This window comes from Microbacterium sp., from assembly GCF_031178445.1.
In the GTDB taxonomy this organism is placed as follows: domain Bacteria; phylum Actinomycetota; class Actinomycetes; order Actinomycetales; family Microbacteriaceae; genus Microbacterium.
Genome location: NZ_JAPSIY010000004.1, coordinates 100,800 through 124,306, shown reverse-complemented (window position 1 = coordinate 124,306; position 23,507 = coordinate 100,800). Strand labels below are relative to the sequence as shown.

20 protein-coding genes are annotated in these 23,507 nt (G+C 70.1%); 9 read left to right on the top strand and 11 right to left on the bottom strand.

Features of this window, described 5'->3' with window-relative positions; translation table 11 throughout:
• Positions 1-11 precede the first annotated feature (11 nt).
• On the bottom strand, positions 12-989 hold the full coding sequence (locus RIN43_RS07280; protein ID WP_309128237.1) for a LacI family DNA-binding transcriptional regulator: 978 nt from the start codon (positions 987-989) through the stop codon (positions 12-14).
• A 144-nt stretch (positions 990-1,133) separates the two neighbouring features.
• Between RIN43_RS07280 and galT the strand changes: the two genes are divergently transcribed.
• From galT to RIN43_RS07265, 3 genes are all read left to right on the top strand, one after another.
• The gene (gene galT / locus RIN43_RS07275) at positions 1,134-2,363 is read left to right on the top strand and encodes a galactose-1-phosphate uridylyltransferase (protein ID WP_309128422.1); all 1,230 of its coding nucleotides are present in this window, start codon (positions 1,134-1,136) and stop codon (positions 2,361-2,363) included.
• 116 nt (positions 2,364-2,479) lie between these two features.
• Positions 2,480-3,658: a galactokinase gene (gene galK, locus RIN43_RS07270; protein WP_309128236.1), complete on the top strand. Its 1,179-nt coding sequence runs from the start codon at positions 2,480-2,482 to the stop codon at positions 3,656-3,658.
• A gap of 27 nt (positions 3,659-3,685) precedes the next feature.
• Positions 3,686-4,210, top strand: coding sequence for a GNAT family N-acetyltransferase (locus RIN43_RS07265; RefSeq protein WP_309128235.1), 525 nt, complete (start codon positions 3,686-3,688; stop codon positions 4,208-4,210).
• 6 nt (positions 4,211-4,216) lie between these two features.
• Here RIN43_RS07265 and RIN43_RS07260 read toward each other — a convergent pair whose 3' ends face one another.
• The 4 genes from RIN43_RS07260 to RIN43_RS07245 all read right to left on the bottom strand — a co-directional run bounded on the left by RIN43_RS07260 (position 4,217) and on the right by RIN43_RS07245 (position 9,069).
• Entirely contained in the window at positions 4,217-5,524 is a 1,308-nt protein-coding gene (locus tag RIN43_RS07260) for an MFS transporter (RefSeq protein ID WP_309128234.1), read from the bottom strand.
• The gene (locus tag RIN43_RS07255; protein ID WP_309128233.1) at positions 5,521-6,438 is read right to left on the bottom strand and encodes a polysaccharide deacetylase family protein; all 918 of its coding nucleotides are present in this window, start codon (positions 6,436-6,438) and stop codon (positions 5,521-5,523) included. The genes RIN43_RS07260 and RIN43_RS07255 overlap by 4 nt, the downstream gene beginning before the upstream one ends.
• Positions 6,438-7,571, bottom strand: a complete 1,134-nt coding sequence (locus tag RIN43_RS07250; RefSeq protein WP_309128232.1) for an ROK family transcriptional regulator — start codon at positions 7,569-7,571, stop codon at positions 6,438-6,440. Before RIN43_RS07250 ends, RIN43_RS07255 begins: the two co-directional genes overlap by 1 nt.
• A 67-nt stretch (positions 7,572-7,638) precedes the next feature.
• Positions 7,639-9,069, bottom strand: coding sequence for a gamma-aminobutyraldehyde dehydrogenase (locus tag RIN43_RS07245; protein ID WP_309128231.1), 1,431 nt, complete (start codon positions 9,067-9,069; stop codon positions 7,639-7,641).
• Between the two features lie 100 nt (positions 9,070-9,169).
• Here RIN43_RS07245 and RIN43_RS07240 point away from each other — a divergent pair, with 100 nt between their 5' ends.
• The 3 genes from RIN43_RS07240 to RIN43_RS07230 are packed head-to-tail and all read left to right on the top strand — an operon-like array spanning position 9,170 to position 11,410.
• A complete protein-coding gene (locus tag RIN43_RS07240) occupies positions 9,170-9,637 on the top strand; it encodes an Lrp/AsnC family transcriptional regulator (protein ID WP_309128230.1) in 468 nt (155 codons plus the stop codon).
• A 31-nt stretch (positions 9,638-9,668) separates the two neighbouring features.
• Positions 9,669-11,063: an FAD-dependent oxidoreductase gene (locus tag RIN43_RS07235; RefSeq protein WP_309128229.1), complete on the top strand. Its 1,395-nt coding sequence runs from the start codon at positions 9,669-9,671 to the stop codon at positions 11,061-11,063.
• Complete coding sequence (locus tag RIN43_RS07230) at positions 11,060-11,410, top strand: cupin domain-containing protein (RefSeq protein ID WP_309128228.1); 351 nt, start codon at positions 11,060-11,062, stop codon at positions 11,408-11,410. The genes RIN43_RS07235 and RIN43_RS07230 overlap by 4 nt, the downstream gene beginning before the upstream one ends.
• Positions 11,411-11,445: 35 nt before the next feature.
• Here RIN43_RS07230 and RIN43_RS07225 read toward each other — a convergent pair whose 3' ends face one another.
• The gene (locus RIN43_RS07225) at positions 11,446-12,987 is read right to left on the bottom strand and encodes a PucR family transcriptional regulator (RefSeq protein ID WP_309128227.1); all 1,542 of its coding nucleotides are present in this window, start codon (positions 12,985-12,987) and stop codon (positions 11,446-11,448) included.
• A 67-nt stretch (positions 12,988-13,054) separates the two neighbouring features.
• On the opposite strand from RIN43_RS07225, the gene RIN43_RS07220 reads away from it, so the two are divergent.
• The 3 genes from RIN43_RS07220 to RIN43_RS07210 are packed head-to-tail and all read left to right on the top strand — an operon-like array spanning position 13,055 to position 17,384.
• Complete coding sequence (locus RIN43_RS07220) at positions 13,055-14,575, top strand: CoA-acylating methylmalonate-semialdehyde dehydrogenase (RefSeq protein ID WP_375163720.1); 1,521 nt, start codon at positions 13,055-13,057, stop codon at positions 14,573-14,575.
• A 23-nt stretch (positions 14,576-14,598) separates the two neighbouring features.
• Positions 14,599-16,008 carry an aspartate aminotransferase family protein gene (locus RIN43_RS07215; RefSeq protein WP_309128226.1) on the top strand — a complete coding sequence of 470 codons (1,410 nt, stop codon included), beginning with the start codon at positions 14,599-14,601 and terminating at the stop codon, positions 16,006-16,008.
• Positions 16,005-17,384: an aspartate aminotransferase family protein gene (locus tag RIN43_RS07210; RefSeq protein ID WP_309128225.1), complete on the top strand. Its 1,380-nt coding sequence runs from the start codon at positions 16,005-16,007 to the stop codon at positions 17,382-17,384. The genes RIN43_RS07215 and RIN43_RS07210 overlap by 4 nt, the downstream gene beginning before the upstream one ends.
• A 134-nt stretch (positions 17,385-17,518) precedes the next feature.
• On the opposite strand, the gene RIN43_RS07205 is transcribed toward RIN43_RS07210, so the two are convergent.
• The 5 genes from RIN43_RS07205 to RIN43_RS07185 are packed head-to-tail and all read right to left on the bottom strand — an operon-like array spanning position 17,519 to position 23,332.
• On the bottom strand, positions 17,519-19,174 hold the full coding sequence (locus RIN43_RS07205; protein WP_309128224.1) for an amidohydrolase: 1,656 nt from the start codon (positions 19,172-19,174) through the stop codon (positions 17,519-17,521).
• Between the two features lies 1 nt (position 19,175).
• Positions 19,176-20,036: an ABC transporter permease gene (locus tag RIN43_RS07200; protein ID WP_309128223.1), complete on the bottom strand. Its 861-nt coding sequence runs from the start codon at positions 20,034-20,036 to the stop codon at positions 19,176-19,178.
• Complete coding sequence (locus RIN43_RS07195) at positions 20,033-20,959, bottom strand: ABC transporter permease (protein WP_309128222.1); 927 nt, start codon at positions 20,957-20,959, stop codon at positions 20,033-20,035. The genes RIN43_RS07200 and RIN43_RS07195 overlap by 4 nt, the downstream gene beginning before the upstream one ends.
• Complete coding sequence (locus RIN43_RS07190; protein ID WP_309128221.1) at positions 20,952-22,133, bottom strand: extracellular solute-binding protein; 1,182 nt, start codon at positions 22,131-22,133, stop codon at positions 20,952-20,954. The genes RIN43_RS07195 and RIN43_RS07190 overlap by 8 nt, the downstream gene beginning before the upstream one ends.
• A 47-nt stretch (positions 22,134-22,180) precedes the next feature.
• A complete protein-coding gene (locus RIN43_RS07185; RefSeq protein ID WP_309128220.1) occupies positions 22,181-23,332 on the bottom strand; it encodes an ABC transporter ATP-binding protein in 1,152 nt (383 codons plus the stop codon).
• Positions 23,333-23,507: the final 175 nt, after the last annotated feature.

The following is a 23,507-nucleotide window of genomic DNA, read 5'->3' as shown; positions in this document are numbered from 1 at the left end:
CGGGTGACGCGTCAGCCGCTTTCGCGCATCACCAGCTCGGGCACCAGCCGCAGGTCGCCGGATTCCTCGCCGGCCTCGACCGCGGCCACGAGGGCGCGCACGGCGTGTTCGCCGAGCGCGTCGAAGTCCTGGCGCACGGTGGTGAGCGGAGGGATGAACTCTGCCGCGTCTGCGATGTCGTCGAATCCGATGACCGCGACATCCTGCGGCACGCGCCGCCCCGATTCCGCGATAGCGCGCAGCGCGCCGAGCGCCATCTGGTCGTTGGCCGCGAACAGCGCCGTGACCTGCGCATCGAGCATCCGCTCCGCCTGAGCACGGCCGGAGGCCGATGTCCAGTCTCCGCGCAGAGGTTCGGATGCCGGCGCCCCGGCGGATGCGAGGGCCTCCCGCCAACCTCGCTCCCGCTCGGCGGCGGCGAAGGAGCCGGATGGGCCCGCAAGATGGTGCACCGTGTGGTGCCCTGCCGCGAGCAGATGCTCGGTCGCGGCCCGCGCCCCGGCGGCGTGATCCGTCGCCACCACCGTGAAGCGCTCGTCGGGCGGCGAGTCGACCACTACCAGTCGCAGGCCGGCGGATGCTGCGCCGCGGGCGAGGGCGCTCGCCTCGTTCAGCACGATCGCACCGTCGACACCCTGATCGTGCAGCCGATCGAAGGCACCGGCGATGTCACCGTCTGCGCCGAGCGTCACCACGGTGAGCGCGTATCCACGCGCGGCCGCGGCCTCGGCGACCGACTGCAGCATGCGCGAGTTGCCCACGCTCGCGAGCGTCTGCGCGACGAGTCCCAGCGTGTGCGTGCGACCGGTGCGCAGGGCGCGGGCGGCCCGGTTCGGCCGATAGCCGAGCTCGGACATCGCCTGCTCGACCCTGCGCCTGGTCTCCGGGTCGACCTTGGGGCTGTCGTTCGCCACCCTCGAGACGGTCTGCCCCGACACCCCGGCACGCTCGGCCACCATCGCCATGGACACGCGTCTCGCCTGCGGCATCCGCTCTCCCCGCACTCCGCAACTCTCCTACCGGCGTTGCCGTGCATGCGGCACGACGACCCGGCCCCGTCGCGGCCGGCCCGTGCCGGGCATGGCCGCGTGTTGACGCTACCACGGTCGACGGACTATCGTGTTTACGTGAACATGCCGAGATCCGCTGAGCTGAGCACCGAGACACTCGGGGCAGGCGTCACCAAGCGCAGCGACCTGCTCGCCGACGGACGCGAGCTGTTCTACTACGACGACCCCGGAACGTCGCTCGGTCCCGAGCGCAGCGTGGACGCGCGAGCACTCGACCCGCGCCCGGAGTCCGCCACCATGCGGCAGGACGTGCTCAGCGGCGACTGGATCACCTTCGCCACCAAGCGCCAGAACCGGGTGATGCTGCCCAGCGCCGACGCCGACCCGCTCGCCCCGCAGACGCCGTCCAACCCCTCCGAGATCCCTTCGCGCTACGACGTCGCGGTCTTCGAGAACCGCTCCCCCTCGTTCGGCCCGGCGCTTGCCGAGGCGACCGGCGGCGCACCAGCGGCATCCGACGCGCCGCGCGGCCTCGGCGATCTCGCCCACCTCGGCCTCGGCCGCACCCGCACGAGCATCGGCCGCTGCGAGGTGGTGTGCTTCAGCCCCGACCACTCCGGCTCCTTCGGCACGCAGTCGGTGACCAGGGCCCGGACGGTGATCGAGGCGTGGGCCGACCGCACCGCCGCCCTTTCCGCGCTCCCGGGCATCGAGCAGGTCTTCCCGTTCGAGAATCGTGGCGAGGCGATCGGCGTGACCCTGCCCCACCCGCACGGCCAGATCTACGCTTACCCGTACGTCACGCCGCGCACCCAGCGCCTGCTCGAGAGCATCGACCGCACCGCACCCGATCTGTTCGCCAGAGTGCTGGCGTTCGAGCAGGCCTCCGAGCGGGTCGTGCTGAGCGGCGAGCACTGGACCGCCTTCGTGCCGTTCGCCGCGCGCTGGCCGCTGGAGGTGCAGCTGATGCCGCACCGTCACGTACCCGATATCGCCGCGTTGAGCGACGCCGAGCGCGACGAGCTCGCCCCGTTGTACCTGCGTCTGCTGCGGGGCGTCGACGCGCTGTATCAGCCCGAGCGCAGTGCGCCCGCTGCCGAGGGCTCGCTTGAAGTTCCGGCACTGGCGGCCGGCCCGACGCCCTACATCGCCGCATGGCACCAGGCGCCGGTGCACGTCGGACGAGACACCGTGCGACTGCGCCTGGAACTGACCAGCCCCCGACGCGCTGCCGACAAGCTGAAGTTCCTGGCCGGATCCGAATCGGCGATGCACGCCTGGACCGCCGAGATCCTGCCCGAGACGGCAGCCGAGCGACTGCGCGCCGCCGTCGAATCCGTCCCCGCCCCCTGACCCCCGCCCGCACCACCCTCGCAGATCTGCGCAGATTCGCAGAGGTTCCGACCGCCGCATCCGCAGAACGGCAGATCTGCGACGAAGCGTGACCTCCGATCCTTCCGGGAGACACCATGACCGCCCTGCACGACGCCCGCACGCTGTTCGCCGACCTCACCGGCCGAGAGCAGGACGGCGTGTGGTCGGCGCCCGGCCGGGTGAACCTCATCGGCGAGCACACCGACTACAACGAGGGCTTCGTGCTGCCGTTCGCCATCCAGCACCGCACCTTCGCCGCCGCGGCGGCGCGCGATGACGACCGCATCCGGGTGGCCTCCACCTTCGCCGACCACCCGGTCGAGGTGTCGCTCGGCGATCTGAAGACGCTGTTCCCCACTGCTCCCGGCACCATTCCGGCCGTGCCGGAATGGTCGGCGTACGCACTGGGCGTGGCGTGGGCGCTGGGCGCGCTGCGGGTGGACGCCCCGATCGGTGTGGACATCGCGATCGCCTCCGACGTACCGGTCGGCGCGGGCCTGTCGTCGTCCGCGGCCATCGAGGGCGCCGTCGCAGCGGCGCTCGACGAGCTGTGGGCACTCGGCCTCGACCCGGTCGCGCTCGCCCAGGCCGGACGGCGCGCCGAGAACGAGGCCGTCGGCGCCCCCACCGGCATCATGGATCAGATGGCATCGACGCTCGGCCGAGCGGATGCCGCGACCTTCCTCGACTGCCGGACGCTCGAGACGCGCTCCATCCCGACGGGTTTCGAGGCCGCGGGTCTCGAACTGCTGGTGATCGACACGCAGGTGAAGCATGCGCACTCCACCGGGGGCTACCGTGAGCGGCGGGACGCCTGCGAACGCGGGGCCGCCCTGCTCGGCATCCGGTCGCTGCGCGACGCGACCACCGCCGACCTGCCCCGTGCGGCCGAGCTGATGGACGACACCACCTTCCGCCGCGTGCGTCACGTGATCACCGAGAACCAGCGCGTGCTCGACACCGTCTCGGTGCTCGAGACCGAGGGTCCGCGCGGCATAGGCGACCTGCTCGTCGCGTCGCACGCCTCGATGCGCGACGACTTCGAGATCTCCATCGCCGAACTCGACACTGCCGTCGACACCGCCCTCGCTCAGGGGGCGCTCGGCGCCCGGATGACCGGCGGCGGCTTCGGCGGCGCGGCGATCGCCCTTGTCGAGCGCTCGCAGGTGGCCCCCATCGCCGACGCCGTGGAACGGGCCTTCGCGGAGGCGCGCTTCACCGCCCCGCACATCTTCACGGTCACCCCCTCCGACGGGCCGCGACGCGACACGTGAGGCGCTCGCCTCGGGCAGAATGATCGGATGCTGACAGGCGAACTGCTGTTGAGGACAGCCGAACCGCGCGACGCGCACGGCATCGCCGTGGTGCACGTGCGCGGCTGGCAGAGGGCGTACCGCGGTCTCATGCCGCAGGATGTGCTGGACGGCCTGTCGATCTCCGACCGCGAGGCCGGCTGGGAGCGGATCCTCGACGATCCCGATCGGCGCTCGCTCACCCTGGTCGTCGAGCGCGACGGCACTGTCGCGGGCTGGGCGGGGTTCGGCGCCGCCCGTGACGAGGATGCTCCCGGAACGGGCGAACTGTGGGGCATCTACGCCCACCCCGACGCCTGGTCGACCGGGGTCGGTCATGCACTGCTCGGCGGTGTCGAGGAGGCACTGCGCGCCGCTGGCCACGAGATCGCGTACCTCTGGGTGCTCGCCGGCAACGAGCGTGCCATACGGTTCTACGAGAGACACGGCTGGCACGCCGACGGCGGAACGAAGATCGAGGAGAGGCCCGGTCTGGTGCTGAACGAGCTGCGTCATGTGAAGAGGCTCGGCTGAGCCGTCTCACAGGTCGCGCGTGCGGATGGGGTACAACCAGAAGCACAGCCAGGCGAGCGCCGTGAGCGCGAGGGGTACGAGCGTGAGCATGATGCGGATGCCGCCGTCCACCGAGTCGGGCTGAGCGTCGCCGAGCGCTGCGTCGAACCCGCTCGCGTTCAGCACCCAGGCGGCCACGACGGCCTGCAGCACGACCGAGCCGCGAACCACGAAGCCGTTCACGCCGAAGTACACGCCCTCGCGGCGGTGTCCGGTGCGAGCGGCGTCCTGGTCGATGATCTGGGCGAGGACCACCTCGAGCAGCTGCAGCAGCCCGCCGACGCCCACTCCCACGAGCGCCGCGCCGAGCACGTCGCCAGGCAGCAGATAACCCACCACCGCAACGCCGAAGACGGCGACCGACCACAGCAGCGCGGTGCGCGGGGTGGTGCGGCGCACCACGGCGCTCCACAGCACGATCGCGGGGATGGCGGTCACGAACACCGCGCCGAGCAGGATGCTTCCGCTGGTCTCATCGGCCCGCAGCGAGAACTCGACGTAGAACGGGATGGCGGCGAGGATCACCGCGATCGCGCTCTGCACGAGAAGGGAGCCGAGCACGTACGGCACGAAGGCGCGGTTGGCGAACGTGTGGCGCAGCTGATCGCGCCACGGCATCGGCGGAGCCGTCGCCACTGCGCCGTGCCTCTCGATCATGCCGCCCGCGAACGACCAGATCAGCAGCACGAGGCACACCGCGGCGAGCGCGATCGCCATCCCGTGCCAGCCGATCGTGCCGTACAGCAGCGGCGCACCGGCCGTGCCGAGCACCATGCCCACGATCGCGAAGATCTGCCGCGGCACGTTCCCTCGCGCTCGCTCCTCGGTGGTGCGGAACATCTCGGGGAACAACGCGGAGATGTTCAGCACGACCACCACGAACGCGATGTCGTAGACGGCGACGACGACGAGGAACCATGCGATCAGGCCGGCGGCCGGCAGAGCCGGCGGCATCCAGATCAGTGCGAAGGCGGCCGCGAGCGGCACGAGCCCCACCCCGATCCAGGGGATGCGGCGCCCCCACGGCGAGCGGAGCCGGTCGGACAGCGCACCGACGACGGGGTTGAGCGCCGCGTTCAGGACGCCGTGCGCGATCATCGCGACGGCCACCCAATCCGCAGGCACTCCCAGTCGGGCGACGTAGAAGTACACCACGAACGCCGAGAAGGTCTGCGTCATCAGCTGGATCGGGAATCCGGATGCCCCGAAGGCGATCGACTGGGCGCGCGTCGGCGCCCCTTCGAGGCGACGCTCGCGGATACCGGCGAGGCTCACGCGTCTGCTCCGCCGAGGCGCTGCAGGTCGCGCAGTGTGCGCCACCGCAGCCGCACGAGCCCTTCATCGGCGATGGTCCGCTCGACCACGGGGTCGGCAAGCAGACGCAACTCGTACCCGCGTTTCGCCGCGCCGTAGTCGACCGCGCCGCGAAGCTCATCGCCGTCCGCCATCGGATGCAGATATACCTCGGTCACACCGGCGGGCACCTTCCGCAGCATCGCGATGAAGGCGTCGCGCACCTGCTCGTACGTCTCCTCCTGCGGCGTGCCCTCGCCGGCAAGCTCGAACGCGTGCGTCCAGAGCCTGTCGGGGATCACCACGCCGGCGGCATCGGCCGCAGCCACTGCCTGCTCGAAGCGCTGCAGTTGAGCGGCGTCCAGCTGCAGGCCCTCGGAGATTCGCGGCAGCCGGAACGGCAGACCGTGGCGAGCGGCGAGCTCGAGCACCGGTGCGAGGAAGTCACGGCCGGTCTCCATTCCGTAGACAGAGCCCATGTGGTTGTCGAGATGCGTGACGTCGACTCCGGCCGCGAGCGCCGCGTCCAGCTGTGCCTCCAGCTCACGAGCCACCTCCTTCGCATCCGCGCGGTCCTCGACCTCGCGGACGGTGCGAGGGAAGTACCCGCCTGCGTCGGTCAGCGTGGCGGCGGGGGTGAGCGGGCGCCAGCGGTAGTTCGACCATTCGCTGGTCAGCACCAGGTGCACGCCGACGTCGAGATCGGTGCGGGCCGCCGAGAACGCCAGTGCCTCGGGCGACCAGGCGCACGGCACCATGACCGTGGCCGAATCGAGGCGGCCCTCGTCGAGCAACGCCGCGATCGCCTGGTTCGCGGCATGACACATGCCGAAGTCGTCGGCGTTGAGGATGATCGCCCTGGCCTCAGCGCCGAGACCGAGCCGGGTGGTGAGCATCAGCGTCTCCTGTTCTCGGGCGACAGCGCGTGGGAGAAGAGCGTCGAACGCAGAGCGGAGGCCGCCTGGGCGATGGCTCCGACCAACGGAGCCTCCGTTCCGAACGATGCCGCCGCGAACTGCAGCGGCAGCCTGTCGGCGAACTCGGCCGCAGCGTCGTGGACGGCCGCCGCCAGCAGCGGGTGCGTCGCGGCCCCCGCGAGCACGAAGACCTCGGGGTCGAGGATGAGGGCGATGCTGCCGCAGGTGAGGACGATGCGCCTGGCGACCTCGGCCACCACCTTGTGCGCGGCGGGATCGCCGTGCTCGGCTGCGGCGATCTGCGCTCGCAGGCCCAGAGCGGGGTCGCCGTCGTGCGCCAGCGCGAGGTCGGCGATCACCTCGGGGCTCAGCACCGGCGCACCGATGGGCAGCGGTGTCTGCGGCACGTACTGCACTTCGCCCGCCAGGCCGGAGGCACCGCGGTGCAGCACGCCGTCGATGATGAAGCCTGCGCCCATGCCGTCGTCGAGCAGCGCGAGAAGGGCGAAGCTGCCGGTGACGGCACCGACCGGGCCGGAGAGCTCGGCGAGCGCGGCGAGGTTCACGTCGTTCTCGATGCGCACCGGGCATCCGAGCAGCTCGGCGAGCGTGTGGCGCAGGGCACCGCCGTCCGGACCGAGGTCGTCGCGGACCTGGCCGTCCCCGGTGACGATGCCCGGCGCGGCCACGACCACCGCGTGAAGCGGCGCGGAGCGGCGGCAGCCGTCGACCAGTCGTGCGATCACCTCCGCGCGCTCCGAACCGGCCGGCAGGGGTGCGCTGTCCTGTGCCCGCACGTTGCCTGCCGGGTCGACGATCACGGCGTGCGCTGTGCGGTGGTCGAGATGAACGGCGGCGGCGAAACCCAGCTGCGGGTGCAGCGAGACGCGAGCGGCGGCGGGCCCCTTCGGCGTGCGGTCCTCGCCGGCCGGCGCCACGAAACCTCCCCCGTCGAGCATCCGCAGCACCTGTGTGACGGCGGTCCTCGACAAGCCGGTCTCGCGCATGAGCTCCGCGCGGGTCAGCGCGCCTCGCCTCGCCAGTGCTTCCAGGATGGCCCGCGCGTTGAGGGATCGCAGCAGGCTCTGCGGTCCGGCAAGCGGTCGTGTCACGGTGGTCCTCGCGTGTCGATCGGGCCCCAGTCTGGCACCTCGCGTCACACGTGTCGAGCCGTTCGGCTCAGTCCAGCGCGGTCATCACGTGCTTCACGCGCGTGTAGTCGTCGAAGCCGTACTGCGAGAGATCCTTGCCGTACCCGGAGTGCTTGAACCCTCCGTGCGGCATGTCGGACACGAACGGGATGTGGGTGTTGACCCACACGCAGCCGAAGTCGAGGTCCCTCGTGAAACGCATGGCCCTGGCGTGGTCCCTCGTCCACACCGAGGCGGCCAGCGCGTATCGCACGCCGTTCGCCAGCGCGAGTGCCTCGTCGTCGGTCTCGAACGACTGCACCGTCAGCACGGGCCCGAACACCTCGTTCTGCACGGCCTCGTCATCCTGTCGCATGCCGGACACGATGGTCGGCTCGAAGAAGTACCCTCTGTCACCGTGGCGGTGCCCGCCCGTCTCCACCCGTGCATGCGCGGGGAGGCGATCGACGAACCCCTGCACCTGGGCCAGCTGCGCCGCACTGTTCAGCGGCCCGAAGAACACTCCCTCTTCGTGCGGCCCTCCCGTGCGGGCGTGCGTGGCGGTGCGGGCGACCAGCAGGGCGATGACCTCATCGTGCACCGATGCGTGCACGATGAGCCGCGTCGCGGCCGTGCAGTCCTGGCCGGCGTTGAAGAAGGCGGCGCTGACGATGCCCTCCGCGGCCTTGTCGAGCGGTGCGTCGCCGAAGACGACCGCAGGGGCCTTGCCTCCGAGCTCCAGATGCACGCGCTTCAGGTCGGATGCCGCCGACCGGGCGACCGCCATTCCGGCGCGCACCGAGCCGGTGATCGCGACCATCTGCGCCGTCGGGTGCCCGACGAGCGCCGCACCGGTCTCCCTGTCCCCCAGCACCACGTTGAGCGTTCCGGCCGGAGTGTGCTGCGCGACGATCTCTGCGAGCAGCAGCGTGGAGCGCGGGGTGGTCTCGGCGGGTTTGAGCACGACGGTGTTGCCCGCGGCGAGCGCGGGTGCGATCTTCCACACCGCCATGTTCAGCGGGTAGTTCCACGGCGTGACCTGGCCGATGACGCCGATCGGCTCACGACGCACGAACGAGGTGTGGCCGGCGAGGTACTCGGCTGCCGCGCGGCCCTCGAGGCTCCTCGCGGCGCCGGCGAAGAAGCGCAGCTGGTCGACGGACTGGTCGATCTCGTCGGTGACGAGCGTCGCTCGGGGCTTGCCGGTGTCCTGCGACTCCAGATCGGCGAACTCCTCGGCACGCTCCGCCATGGCGTCGGCGATGCGGAACAGCGCCAGCTGCCGCTCGGCAGGGGTCGTCTCGCGCCAGATGGGGAAGGCTGCGGCGGCCGCGGCGTACGCGGCGTCCACGTCGGCGGCATCCGAGATCGGGATGCTGCCGTGCACGTCCTCGGTCGCCGGATCGATCAGGTCGAGTCTTCCCGTACCGGCAGCGTCGCGTGATGCCCCGGCGATGTGGTTCTTCAACGTGGTCTGCATGCGCCACACGATAGCCGTTCTGCTACGAATTCGGCACTGTTGAGACAGAAACTCTGCGAATTCAGTTGCCAGAGACGTCTGGTATTGACAGAATCGACACATGAGCGACAAGACGAAGGCTCCCGTGCTCGACGATGTGTCCAAGCGCATCATCGAGCTGCTGCAGCAGGACGGCCGCCGCCCGTACGCCGAGATCGGCCGCGCTGTCGGCCTCAGCGAGGCCGCCGTGCGCCAGCGCGTGCAACGCCTGACCGAGTCGGGGATCATGCAGATCGTCGCCGTGACCGATCCGCGCCAGCTGGGCTTCGCACGGATGGCGATGATCGGCATCCGCGTGCAGGGCGACCCCCGCGAGGTCGCTGAGGCCGTGAAGGCGTACGACGAGATCGCCTACGTCGTCGTGACGCTCGGCGCGTACGACGTGCTGGCGGAGGCGATCTGCGAGACCGACGAGGATCTGCTGGAACTGGTCTCCACGCGGGTGCGCACCATCCCGGGCGTCGTGCACACGGAGTGCTTCCTCTACGCCGGTTTGCACAAGGACTTCTACAACTGGGGAACGCGCTGAGCGTGTGACCGTTCGCAACGGAGCGACACTCATGGGAACAACCGTCTTCGAACGGCTCCGACCCGCCGCGGCAGTCGTGGACCACGCGCTGCACGACACGCGTCACAGCGTGTTCTGGCTCGACGAGCTCGAGCGCACCGCCCACCCGGCACTGAACGGCGAGGTGCGCGCCGACCTCGCCGTGGTCGGCGGCGGGTACGCCGGGCTGTGGACCGCCATCCGCGCGAAGGAACGCGATCCGCAGCGCAGCATCGTGCTGCTCGAGGCGAATCGGGTGGGCTGGGCGGCATCCGGACGCAACGGCGGTTTCTGCGAGGCCAGCCTCACCCACGGTCGCGAGAACGGCATGAACCGGTGGCCACGGGAGATGGTGCAGCTCGAGCGGCTGGGGCTGGAGAACCTCGACGGCATCCAGCACACCATCGAGCGCTACGGCATGGACGTCGAATGGGAGCGCACCGGGCAGCTGGCAGTCGCCGTCGAACCCCACGAGGTCGAGTGGATGCAGGGAAAGGACTTCCTCGACCAGGCGGAAGTGCAGTCCGAAGTGGCCTCGCCCACCTACCTCGCCGGATCATGGGATCGCGAAGGCTGCGCCATGGTGAACCCGGCGAAGCTCGCGCTGGAGCTGGCCCGCGTCGCGACCGAGCTCGGTGTGCAGATCTTCGAGCGCACGCGTGTCACCGGGGTCTCGGGCAACGGCATCCAGACCGTGAGCACCGAGCGGGGATCGGTCGTCGCCGAGCACGTGGCGCTCGCCACCAACGCCTTCCCCTCCCTGCTCAAGCGCAACCGGCTCATGACCGTACCCGTGTACGACTACGTGCTGATGACGGAGCCGCTCACCGCCGAGCAGCGTGAGGCGATCGGCTGGCGGAACCGTCAGGGCCTCGCCGACAGCGCCAACCAGTTCCACTACTACCGGCTCACCGCCGACGACCGGATCCTGTTCGGCGGGTACGACGCGATCTACCACTTCGGCGGCAAGGTGCGCGAGCGCTACGAGGAGCGTCCCGAGAGCTTCCGCCGGCTCGCCTCGCACTTCTTCACGACCTTCCCGCAGCTGGAGGGACTGCGGTTCACCCATCGCTGGGCGGGAGCGATCGACTCGTGCAGCCGGTTCTGCGCGTTCTTCGGCACCGCACGAGGCGGCCGGGTCGCCTATGCCACCGGTTTCACCGGGCTCGGCGTCGGCGCCACCCGGTTCGCCGCCGACGTCATGCTCGATGAGCTCGCAGGCGTGAGCACCGAGCGCACGGAGCTCGAGATGGTGCGCACCCGCCCCATCCCCTTCCCACCTGAGCCCGCGGCGGCGATCGGCGTGAACCTCGTGCGGGCGGCCATGAACCGGGCCGATCACAACCAGGGCAGGCGCAACCTGTTCCTGAAGGCGCTCGACGCGGTCGGCATGGGATTCGATTCATGACACCGCTCAATCCCGGCACGGCGGCGGATGCCGCCGGCGTCTCTCTCGCACATGAGCCGCTGCCGGCATCCGACATCCGGGCGGGAACCCCGAGCGCGGGCGCGCTCGAGCTCGGCGCATTCGGGGGCGCCGAGCTCGGGGTGTGGGAGATGACGCCGGGGGTCGCGGCGGATGTCGAGAGCGATGAGGTGTTCGTCGTGCTGTCCGGCCGGGCGCGGATCGAGTTCGAATCACCCGCGCTGCCGTCCGTCGACATCGGCCCCGGCTCCGTCATGCGCCTGGCGTCGGGCATGCGGACGGTGTGGACGGTGACCGAGACTCTGCGCAAGGTGTACCTGACTCGCTGACCCGCACTCGTCGTGCGCGGGTTCCGACCGTTTCCTCAGGAGCGATGCGCGAGCAGGGCGAGATGCAGCGCGGCGAGCGTCTCGCCGTCGTCCAGATCGGCGCCCGTGAGTTCGGAGATGAGCGCCAGCCGCTGGTAGAACACCGACCGCGACAGATGCGACGCCGCCGCGGCGGCCGTGCGACTGCCCGGATGCGCGACAACCGCGCGCAGCACTCGGAGGAGATCACCGCCGTTCGCCGCGTCGTGGCGGATCAGCGGCGCCAGAAGCCGCGTACTGTGCCGGCGGAGCCTGTGATCGCCGCCCAGCTCCGCCGCCAGGCGCGCGAGGGGATGCTCGGCGACCCGCAGCACCTCCCCCGAGCCGGTGGTGCGTGCGAGCCGGCGCACCACTGTGAGCGCCGATCGCAGTTCCTCGACTGAGCCAGCTGCATCGCTCACGGCGAGCGCACCCAGCCCCGAGAGGATCTCGTCCGGCAGCCGGCGCCCTCCGGGCAGCGAGACCAGCACGAGAAGCTCGGGGCCGACGGCCGCCGACAGGCACCGCGCGCCGTGCTCCGCGAAACGCTCCGCCAGTGCCTGGGGATGCCAGGCAACGTCGTGCACGGCCGGCCCAGCGGCGATCGCGTGGAGTGCGCGCCCGTGCACGGGGAATCCGGATGCCTGCAGGCGCGCCTCGATGTCGGACTCGGCGACGAAGCGCTCGCCCAGCAGCGCCCCGAGCAGCAGATCGCCTCGCAGCCTCTCCCACCGGTCCGATGGCTCGGCCAGGCGCGAGAGGGCGAGGGCCGTCGCCGCCTGTTCGAGCACGGTCGCCCGGCCGGCAGGATGCGCAGGCCCCTGCAGAGCGACCAGCTCTCCCCAGTGGGTGCCGCGGGCGGCGACCGGAACGCGCGTCCACTCCGCCGGCCGGCGCGCCGAGCGGTCGACCCACCCGCCGAGAGCCTCCCCGTCCGGGAGGTCGAACGCGTCGGCGACGATCACCTCGTGCGCGAGGTCCTCGAGGACCACCGGTGCACGCAGCGCGCGTGCGGTCTCCTGCACGACCACCTCGGCGGCGGCACCGCGCAGGCTCAGGCCGGTGAACAACTCATGCAGCCGTTGACGCTCCTGCAGCGCATCGAGCTGGCCCGTGATGATCCGGCGGTGCACGGCTTCGGTGACGGTGACGAACTTCACCTCCCGCTCCAGTGCGATCAGCGCGAGTCCCCGTTCACGGCATGCCGCCGCGAACGCCGGCGGCACGACGGTGAACCGGGTGCCGAGTTCGAGCACGACTCCCGCGACGCCAGCCTCGGTGAGGGATGCGGCCAGCGACACCAGAGCTCCCGTCGTCCCCGGCCATCCGGCCGCCGTCGTCAACAGCAGCTCGCCTCCGTCGAGCAGGGCAGCCACCCTGTCGCTGTCCGAGACGTGCACCCAGCGCACCGCGGCGTCGAGCGCGGTGCCGCCGACGAGCACCTCCGGCTCGCCACGGCGCAGCGCCTCGACCTTCAGCACGTCACGCACACTGGGCAGCGCCACAGCATCCGTACGCTCTGTACGACGATGTGCCAGATTCCGACGATCTGCAGGCATACATCCATCCTGTCCTCTGAAACCATGGGCGACAACATGCATCGTTGCGCTCGGTCAGAGTGTACGGATGCCCGAACCTCGACCCATCCACCCGGGAGCAGCAGTGACCACGATCCGACACTTCATCCACGGCGCCGAATCGGGCGAGGCCGCCCGCACACTACCCGTCTACGACCCGGCCACGGGCGAGGCTCACCGCCAGGTCGCCGCCGCCTCGACTGCCGAAGTGGGAGAGGCCATCGCCGCTGCGAAAGCGGCGCAGCCGGCATGGCGGGCCTCGAGCCTGATCAAGCGCGCCGATGTCTTCTTCCGGCTGCGCCAGCTGCTCGCGGAGCGCACCGACGAACTCGCGGCGATCGTCACCAGCGAACACGGGAAGGTGCTCTCGGATGCGGCGGGCGAGGTGTCCCGAGGCATCGAGAACGTCGAATTCGCCGCGGGCCTGCTGCACCTGCTCAAGGGCGAGCGGTCCGAGCAGGTCTCGCGCGGGGTCGACGTGCACTCGGTCAAGCAGCCGGTCGGGGTCGTCGCCGCCATCACGCCGTTCAACTTCCCTGTCATGGTGCCGCTGTGGATGGTGGCCAGCGCCATCGCCTGCGGGAACACCGTCGTGCTCAAGCCGAGCGAGAAGGACCCCTCGGCGGCGATCTGGCTCGCGAGGGCCTTCCAGGAGGCCGGTCTGCCCGACGGCGTGCTCAACGTCGTCAACGGAGACAGGGAGGCGGTCGACGCACTGCTCGATTCCGACGACATCGCCGCCGTGAGCTTCGTCGGATCCACCCCCGTCGCGCAGGCGATCTACCAGCGCGCGGCCGCGAACGGGAAACGGGTGCAGGCGCTGGGCGGCGCGAAGAACCACATGGTCGTGATGCCGGACGCCGATATCGACGGCGCCGCGGCCGCGGCGGTCTCTGCCGCCTACGGATCGGCGGGCGAGCGCTGCATGGCCGTGTCGGTGCTGGTCGCCGTCGGCGACGTCGCAGACGACCTCGTCGAGGGCATCCGCTCGCGCATCGCACAGCTGCGCATCGGTCCCGGCACCGACCCGGCCAGCGAGATGGGCCCGCTCATCACGCGCGAGCACCGCGACAGGGTCGCCTCGTACGTCTCGGGAGCCGAGGCGGAGGGCGCCACCGTGGTCGTCGACGGCACGAGGAAGACCTTCGAGGGCGACGGCTTCTTCGTCGGCGTCTCGCTGATCGATGGGGTGCGACCCGGCATGAAGGTGTACGAGGACGAGATCTTCGGCCCCGTGCTCGCGGTCGTGCGCGTCGACTCGTACCAGGAGGCGGTCGAGCTCATCAACGCCAACGCGTTCGGCAACGGCACCGCCATCTTCACCCGCGACGGCGGCACCGCCCGCCAGTTCGAGTTCGACGTCGAGGTCGGGATGGTGGGGGTGAACGTGCCCATTCCCGTCCCGGTCGGCGCGTTCTCGTTCGGCGGCTGGAAGAAGTCGCTGTTCGGAGACTCGCACATCTACGGTCCGGAGTCGATCCACTTCTACACGAGGTCGAAGGTGGTCACGACCCGCTGGCCGGACCACACCCCCGCCCAGGTCGACCTCGGTTTCCCGAGCAACCACTGACGCCGACGACGAAGGAGCACGACATGGCACAGTTCACCGACCGGCACGGCGTGACGCACCCCCTCCCCTCCGCCGAAGCCGAGGCGCAGGTGCGAGCAGACGACCGCGCGCACGTGTTCCACTCCTGGAGCGCCCAGGCCCTCATCGACCCGGTGCCGGTGGCCGCGGGCGAGGGGTCCACCTTCTGGGACTATGCGGGCAACGAGTACCTGGACTTCTCCAGTCAGCTGGTGAACCTGAACCTGGGCCACCAGCATCCCGACCTGGTCGCCGCCATCCAGCGGCAGGCCGGTCGCCTCGCGACCATCCAGCCCTCCGTCGCCAACGATGTGCGCGGCGAGCTCGCCCGGCTCATCTCCGAGGTCGCACCCGCCGGCTTCGAGAAGGTGTTCTTCACGAACGGCGGCGCGGAGGCGGTGGAATACGCGGTGCGCATGGCACGGCAGTCGACCGGCCGCCGCAAGGTGCTGTCGATGTATCGCAGCTACCACGGCTCCACGTCGACGGCGATCTCGCTGACCGGCGACCCGCGCCGCTGGGCGAACGATCCGGGCGACAACGGCGCGGTCCGCTTCTTCGGGCCGTATCTGTACCGCTCTCCGTTCCATTCCGAGACGCCCGAGCAGGAAGCCGAGCGCGCGCTCGCCCACCTCGAGCAGACCGTGCTGCTCGAGGGCCCTTCGACCATCGCCGCGATCATCATCGAGACCGTGGTCGGCACCAACGGCGTCATCCCGCCGCCGCCCGGCTACCTGCAGGGCGTTCGGGAGCTGTGCGACCGACACGGCATCCTCTACATCGCCGACGAGGTGATGGTCGGGTTCGGGCGCCTCGGCGAGTGGTTCGGCATCGACGCGTTCGACGCTGAACCCGACCTCATCACCTTCGCGAAGGGCGTGAACTCCGGCTACGTCCCACTGGGCGGGGTGGTGATCTCGGATCGGGTCGCCTCGCATTTCGACACCGTCCCGTTCCCCGGTGGGCTCACCTACTCCGGTCATCCCCTCGCCTGCGCCGCGGGCGTGGCGACCTTCGAGGTCTTCCGGCGCGACGGCATCCTGGAGCGCGTGCGCGACCTCGGCGAACGCATCGTCGAGCCGACCCTGCGCTCGTGGGTCGACACGCACCCGAGCGTCGGAGAGGTGCGCGGCCGCGGCCTGTTCTGGGCCGTGGAGCTGGTGCGCGACAAGCAGACGCGCGAGCCGCTGGTGCCGTTCAACGCGACCGGCGCCGACGCCGCCCCGATGGGCGCGTTCGCGGCGGCGGCGAAGAAGAGCGGCGTGTGGCCGTTCATGCATTTCAACCGCACTCACATCGCGCCGCCGCTGGTGATCTCGGAGGAGGAGCTGGTACGCGGCCTGTCGGCAATCGACGAGGCGCTGTCGGTGGCGGATGAGTACGCGGATGCGGCAGGCGAGAGGACGACGGCATGAGCGCGCAGAGCGAGCGGTGGCAGCAGCAGGCGTCCGACCACCTGTGGATGCACTTCACCCGACAGTCCACGATGCACGCCGGGCACGTGCCGATCATCACCAGGGGCGAGGGGCACCACATCTGGGACGCCGACGGGCGAAAGTACATCGACGGACTGGCGGGGCTGTTCGTGGTCAACGCCGGGCACGGCAGGCGCCGCCTCGCCGAGGCCGCGGCCAGGCAGGCTGAGGAGCTGGCCTTCTTCCCGCTGTGGTCGTACGCGCATCCTTCGGCGATCGAGCTGGCCGACCGGCTGGCCGAACACGCCCCGGGCGATCTCGACCGGGTGTTCTTCAGCACCGGCGGAGGTGAGGCCGTCGAGACCGCGTTCAAGCTGGCCAAGCAGTACTGGCGGCTGGTCGGCAAGCCGGGCAAGCACAAGGTGATCTCGCGATCGGTCGCGTACCACGGCACCCCGCACGGCGCGCTGGCGATCACCGGCATCCCCGCGATGAAGGAGATGTTCGAGCCCGTGGCGCCGGGTGGCTTCCGGGTGCCGAACACGAACTTCTACCGCGCCGCCGAGATGGGCGCGCCGTCCGACGACCCCGAGGCCTTCGGCCGCTGGGCCGCCGACCGCATCGAGGAGATGATCCTCTTCGAAGGCCCGGACACGGTGGCAGCGGTCTTCCTGGAGCCGGTGCAGAACTCGGGCGGGTGCTTCCCTGCCCCTCCCGGCTACTTCCAGCGGGTGCGCGAGATCTGCGACCGGTACGACGTGCTGCTGGTCTCCGACGAGGTGATCTGCGCGTTCGGGCGGCTGGGCCACATGTTCGCGTGCGACGGGTACGGATACGTGCCCGACATGATCACGTGTGCCAAGGCGATGACCAGCGGCTACGCGCCGATCGGGGCGACGATCGTGTCGAACCGCGTCTACGAGCCGTTCTCGAAGGGGCAGACCTTCTTCCCGCACGGCTACACGTTCGGCGGGCATCCGGTGTCGGCGGCCGTGGCGCTGGAGAACCTCGACATCTTCGAGGAGGAGGGTCTGAACGCGCACGTTCGCGAGAACTCTCCCCTGTTCCGCGCCGAGCTCGAGACGCTGCTCGACCTGCCGATCGTGGGCGATGTGCGCGGCGACGGTTACTTCTTCGGTATCGAGCTCGTGAAGGACAAGTCGACCAGGGAGACCTTCGACGCCGATGAGTCCGAGCGGCTGCTGCGCGGGTTCCTGTCGAAGGCGCTGTTCGACGCCGGCCTGTACTGCCGCGCTGACGACCGCGGAGATCCCGTCATCCAGCTCGCCCCGCCGCTGACCATCGGCCAGCCGGAGTTCCGCGAGATCTCCGGCATCCTGCGCGGGGTGCTGAGCGAGGCGGCCGGCATCCTCTGACCTCCGCTGCGCGGGCGCCGCGCCACCGACGCGCCCGCGCAGCGGGCAGTCGCCGAGAACAGGAGATTCGCCGAGAACAGGACGATCTCGCGAGAATCGTCCTGTTCTCGGTTACCGTCCTGTCGTGGCGCGCCTCATTCGGCGGTGTAGACCCGCTCGCCCTCGACCCACGTGCCCAGCACCCGTGTGTTGCCGATCTCGTCGGCGGGGCCGTCGAACGGATCGCGGTCGAGCAGGGCGAGGTCGGCGAGCATCCCGACCCGGATGCTGCCGGTCTCGGGCAGACTGTTCACCCGAGCCGAACCCGCCGTGTACGCCTGCAGTGCCGTGCCCAGGTCGATCGCCTGCTCGGGCAGGAACGCCGGATAGTCGCCCTCCCACTCCGACGGCGCCGAACGACGGTTCACCGCCGTGTGGATCGCCGCCATCGGGTCGGGAGTCGACACCGACCAGTCGCTGCCGGCGGCCAGCGCGGCGCCGGCACGGAGCAGGTCGCCGAACGGATACTGCCAGCTCGAGCGCTCATCCCCGAGGAACGGCAGCGTCAGCTCCACCATCTGCGGCTCAAGCGTCGCCCACAGCATCTGCATGTTGGCGGTCACCCCCAGCCGGCGGAAGCGCGGCACGTCGTCGGGGTGCACCACCTGGATGTGCGAGATGTGATGCGGGTTGCCCCGCGGCCCGTTGCGGCGCAGCGCCTCCTCGACGGCGTCGAGGCATTCCCGCACCGCACGGTCGCCGATGGCGTGGAAGTGCAGGGTGAACCCGAGCGCGTCCAGCCGGGCCGCCGCCTCCTTGAGCAGTTCCGGTTCCACGAACGAGATGCCGGAGTTGTCGGTGCGGTGCCCGTGTCCGTCGCAGTACGGCTCCAGCATCGACGCCGTGAAGTTCTCGGCCACACCGTCCTGCATGATCTTGATGCTCGTCGCGGCGAAGCGGCCTGCTCGGCCGGCCTCGCGCATCGCGACGAGGTCGTCGATCTGCTCGAGCCCGCGATTGCGGTCCCACCACAGCGAGCCGACGACGCGGGCAGAGAGCTCGTCCGCCTGCGCGGCCGCGACGTACACCGGCAGCGGATCACCGGCGTCGCCGTACTGGGTTCCCACGATGGCGTCCTGCCAGGCGGTGATCCCGAAAGAGTGCAGATGCCGCTGCCCGACAGCGAGCGCCTCACGCAGGCGCTCGTGCGGCTCGGGCGGCAGCAGCCGGTTCACGAGACCCATCGCACCCTCATGCAGCGTGCCGGACGGGTTGCCGTCGGTGTCGCGCTCGATCCGGCCGTCCGCTGGATCCGGTGTGTCGCGGGTGATGCCGGCGAGCTCCAGCGCGCGGGTGTTCACCCAGGCGCCGTGTCCGTCGCGGTTGGGCAGGAAGGCCGGCCTGTCGGCCACGGCGGAGTCCAGCGCCGCCGCCGTCGGGGTGCCGCCGGGGAAGGCCGACATCTGCCACCCGCCGCCCAGCACCCACTCGTCGTCCGGATGCGCGCCGGCGTAGCGGCGGATGCGATCCAGGTACTCGTCCTGCGTACCGATATCGGCCAGATCGCAGCGCAGCATGTCGAGCCCACCCCACAGTGGGTGCACGTGGGCATCCTGGAACCCGGGGATGAGCAGGCGCCCATCGAGGTCGACGACCTCCGTGCCGGTGCCGATCAGCTCAGCGGCATCCGTACCCACGGCGACGATTCGGCCGTCGCGGACGGCGACGGCGTCCGCGCGGGCGCGCGACGCGTCGGAGAGGAACACGCGCCCGCCGAAGGCGCCTCCGGTGAAGACGAGATCGGCGTGCATGTCAGCCTCCTGCCATGGTGCGGGCGATCTGGGACGCCGAGTCCCCGGCGCGTTTGAGCACGAGGGCGACCAGTCCGAGCGCGATCAGGGTGAGCGCCAGCATGACGGTCGACACCGCGGCGATCTCCGGGCGCAGGCCGCTGCGCAGTGAGCTGAGCACGTACACCGGCCACGGGGTCGTTCCCGACACCTGCACGAAGGCCGACACGATGGTGTTGTCCAGGCTCAGGGTGAACGACAGCAGGAATCCGGCGAGCACCGCGGGCATCGCGAGCGGCAGCGTCACCTTGAGGAAGGTGCGAGCGGGCGTCGCGTAGAGGTCGGCCGATGCCTCCTCGAGGCGCGCGTCCTGCCCGACGAGGCGGGCTCTGACGATGTACGACACGATCGCGATCGAGAAGAGCGAGTGGCCGATCACCAGTCGTGCCGTCCCGTCGCTGAACAGTGCCATGCCGAGATCCTGGCCCAGGAACACGAGCCAGGGCAACAGCGCGACGGCGTCGACGATCTCGGGGGTCACCGAAACCAGCAGCAGCAGCCCGAGGAACCACCACGTCCACCGGCCGGGGCGGCGCGCCATGGCGATCCCGGCGAGCGTTCCCAGCAGCGACGCCAGCAGTGCGGCGATCAGGCCCGTGCGCAGCGACACCATGACCGCCTCGCGGATCACCGGCCGCTCGACGAGCGCGGCGAACGGCGCGAGGCTGAAGCCATCCCAGGCGACCAGCAGGCGTCCCGAGTTGAAGGACGAGATGATGATGACCACGATCGGCAGGAACAGGAAGGCGAACACGAGCACAGCCCAGACGGTGAGCAAGCGGTCGCCGACGCGGCCTGCACGCCGCCGTGACTGCGCGGTCATACGGCCGCCTCCTTCGTGACGGGGCCGGCGGTGGAGGCCGTCGGTTCGGGGCCGAGGACGAGCCGGTCTCGCAGGCGGAAGGGCAGCGAGACCAACCAGAGCGCGGCGGCGGCGACCGCCACGGTCAAGGCGATGACCAGGATCAGCATCACAGCCATCGCCGAGCCGAGCGCCCAGTTCTGCGCCGTGCCGAATTGGCTGGCGACGAGCTGGCCGATCATGTTGCCCTGCGCACCGCCGAGGACGGTCGCCGTGATGTAGTCGCCCATCAGCGGGATGAACACCAGCAGCACGCCGGCGATGATGCCGGGCTTGGCGAGCGGGACGGTCACTCTCAGGAACGTCGATGCAGGGCCTGCTCCGAGATCGTTGCTCGCCTCGCGCAGCGGGGCGGTCACGCGGTCGAAGGCGACGAACAGCGGCAGGATCATGAGCGGCAGGTAGTTGTAGACCACGCCGATGAGCACGGCCGAGCGCGTGTAGAGGATCTCGAGCGGGCCCTCCGTGAGCCCCACGCCCTGAAGCAGCGACGACAGCCAGCCCTCCGGCGCGAGCACGACCTGCCAACCGAGGGTGCGCACCAGGAAGTTCGTCCAGAACGGCACCATCACGAGTGCCAGCAGCAGTCCCCGGCGTTCCGGCGGCGCCTTCACGGCCATCCAGTAGGCGACCGGCAGGCCGATGATCAGGCACAGCACCGTGCCGAGCACCCCGACCCAGAGTGTGTTCTGGAACGTGGCGAAGAAGGTCGGCGAGAGCGCCTCGAGGTATCGGTCGAAGGACAGCCGGTCGTTCGCGTGCGTGCCGAAGATGCCCGGCTTGTACCCGAAGCTGAACCACACCACCATCGCGATCGGCGCGACGAAGAAGAACAGCAGCCACGCCCACGCAGGCAGCGCCAGCGCGAAGCGCGGGCTACGCACCGGCAGCGGCCTTCGTCTTGTTCCAGATCTCGACGACGCGCTCCTGCGCCTCGGTGACCTTGCCCTCGTGCATGGTCTTGACCTGCGCCTCGTCGAAGAACACCATGTCGAGCATCTCGAGCCCAGCCTCCTCCGCCGCCTGGCGGATGCCCTTGGCGCCGGTGTCGTATCCGATGTAGTCGACCTGGGCGAGCTGGTTCTCGGGGGTGAGGATGAAGTTCAGGAACGCGTGCGCGGCTTCGGGATGCGGCGCGCCGGTCGCCAGAGCCCAGTTGTCCATCCACAGCTCGGTGTCGGGTGCGCCGAGCACCCACTGCCAGCGATCCGGGTCGGGAGACTCCATGATGCCGATGCGCGCGTCGCCGTTCCACACCTGCATCAGCACGTGCGACGCCTGCGGGATGGCACTGCCGCCGGGGTAGGAGTCGAACGCCGAGATGTGGGGGGCGAGCTCTTCGACGAGGAACTTCTCGCAGGCGTCGAGGTGTTCAGGGTCGGTCGTGTTCCAGTCGATCCCGTTCGCCCAGTAGTAGATGCCGCCCAGCGGCGCAGGATCATCGAGGACGGAGGTCTTGCCGGATGCCTCGTTCTGCGCGGCGTCGATGAAGTCGCTCCAAGTCTTGAGCTCACGGGTGATGACGGTCTTGTCGTACACGAAGCCGGTGGTGCCCCACGCCTTGCAGATCGAGTACTCGTTCTCGGGATCCCACGCGCGACCGAGGAACGCCGGGTCCATGTGCTCGATGTTGGGGATCAGGTCGAGGTTGAGCTTGGCGAGCAGGCCGTTCTCGATCATCTGCGGGATGAACACCCCGGTCGGCACGACGAGGTCGTAGCCGCTCGTGCCCTTCGCCGCGACGAGTTTGGCGATCATCTCCTCGTTCGATGCGAAGGTGTCCATCACGACCTTCGCGCCGTGCTCGTTGGTGAACGCCTCGACGACCTCCGGGGCGTCGTACTCGCCCCAGCTGTAGACGGAGAGCGTGTCCTCGACGGTTCCGCCGGTGGCCTGCGGTGCGGGCTGCCCCCCGCCCCCCGGCGAGCACGCGGTGAGGACTCCCGCGGCCCCCAGCGCCGCGAGGGTGCCGATGAAGCCGCGGCGCGTGAGCTGATGCCGCAGCACGGGTGCGAGGCTGCTGTCGGCGAGGATGCGGATGCCGGGTGCGTCGTTCATGTCTGCACTCCTTCGTGCTTTCGGGCTGTGGTCGGTCGGTCTTCTGGTCAGGCTCGCACGGTCTCGGGGAGCGCGATGACGTGCGTGGCGGTCGTGGGCACACCCTCCGCCCCGAACAGCCGCACATGTTCGGGCGACCAGGTGCAGCGCACGGGATCGTCTTCCTGCACGCGGGGCGCGGTGGGTGCCGGGGTGCGCACGAGCAGGGTCTCGCCGTCTCCGATTCCGACGACCACCTGGAGCGTCTCGCCGAGGTGTGAGACGCCGAGCACGCGCCCGTCCACGCCGGTCCCGACGGAGTTCGCCGGTTCCAGTCGGATGAACTCGGGCCGGATCGCCGCGAGCGCGGCTTCTCCCGCGGCGACCCGCTCTCCACCCCAGCGCCCCTCGAACCTGCCCCGTGCGGTCTGCACGTCGTCCGCCTCGCCGGCGGTGCCGTGCAGGAAGTTCTGCTGTCCGATGAACGAGGCCACATAGGCCGAGGCGGGCTCGGCGTAGATGCTCGAGGAATCGCCGAGCTGTTCGATGCGCCCGTTGCGCATCACGGCGATCCGGTCGCTCATCGACAGCGCCTCGCCCTGATCGTGGGTGACGAAGACGAACGTCGTCCCCAGACGCGCCTGCAGGAGCTTGAGCTCCACCTGCATCTCCTCGCGCAGCTGACGGTCCAGCGCCGCGAGCGGCTCGTCGAGCAGCAGCACGCTCGGGCGGTTGATGAGCGCTCTCGACAGGGCGATGCGCTGCTGCTGGCCGCCCGACAGCTGCGTGGGCTTGCGGTCGGCGAATCGGCGCAGCTGCACCATGTCGAGCGCTTCGGCGACCCTCTGCCGCTGCTCGGCCTTGGGCACGCGGCGCTGCTGGAGCCCGTAGGCGACGTTCTCGGCCACCGTCATGTGCGGGAAGAGCGCGTAGGCCTGGAAGACCGTGTTGACTTCGCGCCGGTGCGGCGGCAGGCCCAGCACGCTGCGCCCTGAGATCCGGATATCGCCGTCGTCGGGGTGTTCGAACCCGGCGATCATGCGCAGCGTCGTCGTCTTGCCGCATCCTGACGGCCCCAGCAGCGAGAGGAATTCTCCCGGCTGGACGGACAGCGACAGGTCATCGACGGCCGTTGCGTCGCCGTAGGTCTTCGTGACCCCGGCGATCTCGACCCCGCCTGTGCGCGTGCCGCCATCCGACGACGTTGCCTGAGCACCCATTGGACCTCCGCATCGAGGAATACCGTGCCGACAGTCAACCACAAGGAGACCGAGTTCGGAAGCGAAAAGCGAAGAACATTTCGCAGAATGCGACGGGATCCGTTGTGAGATCACCTTTCGACAACGAATACGTGGACAACACTCGCGTCGTTCGTCTGGATGCCGTATGCCAGCA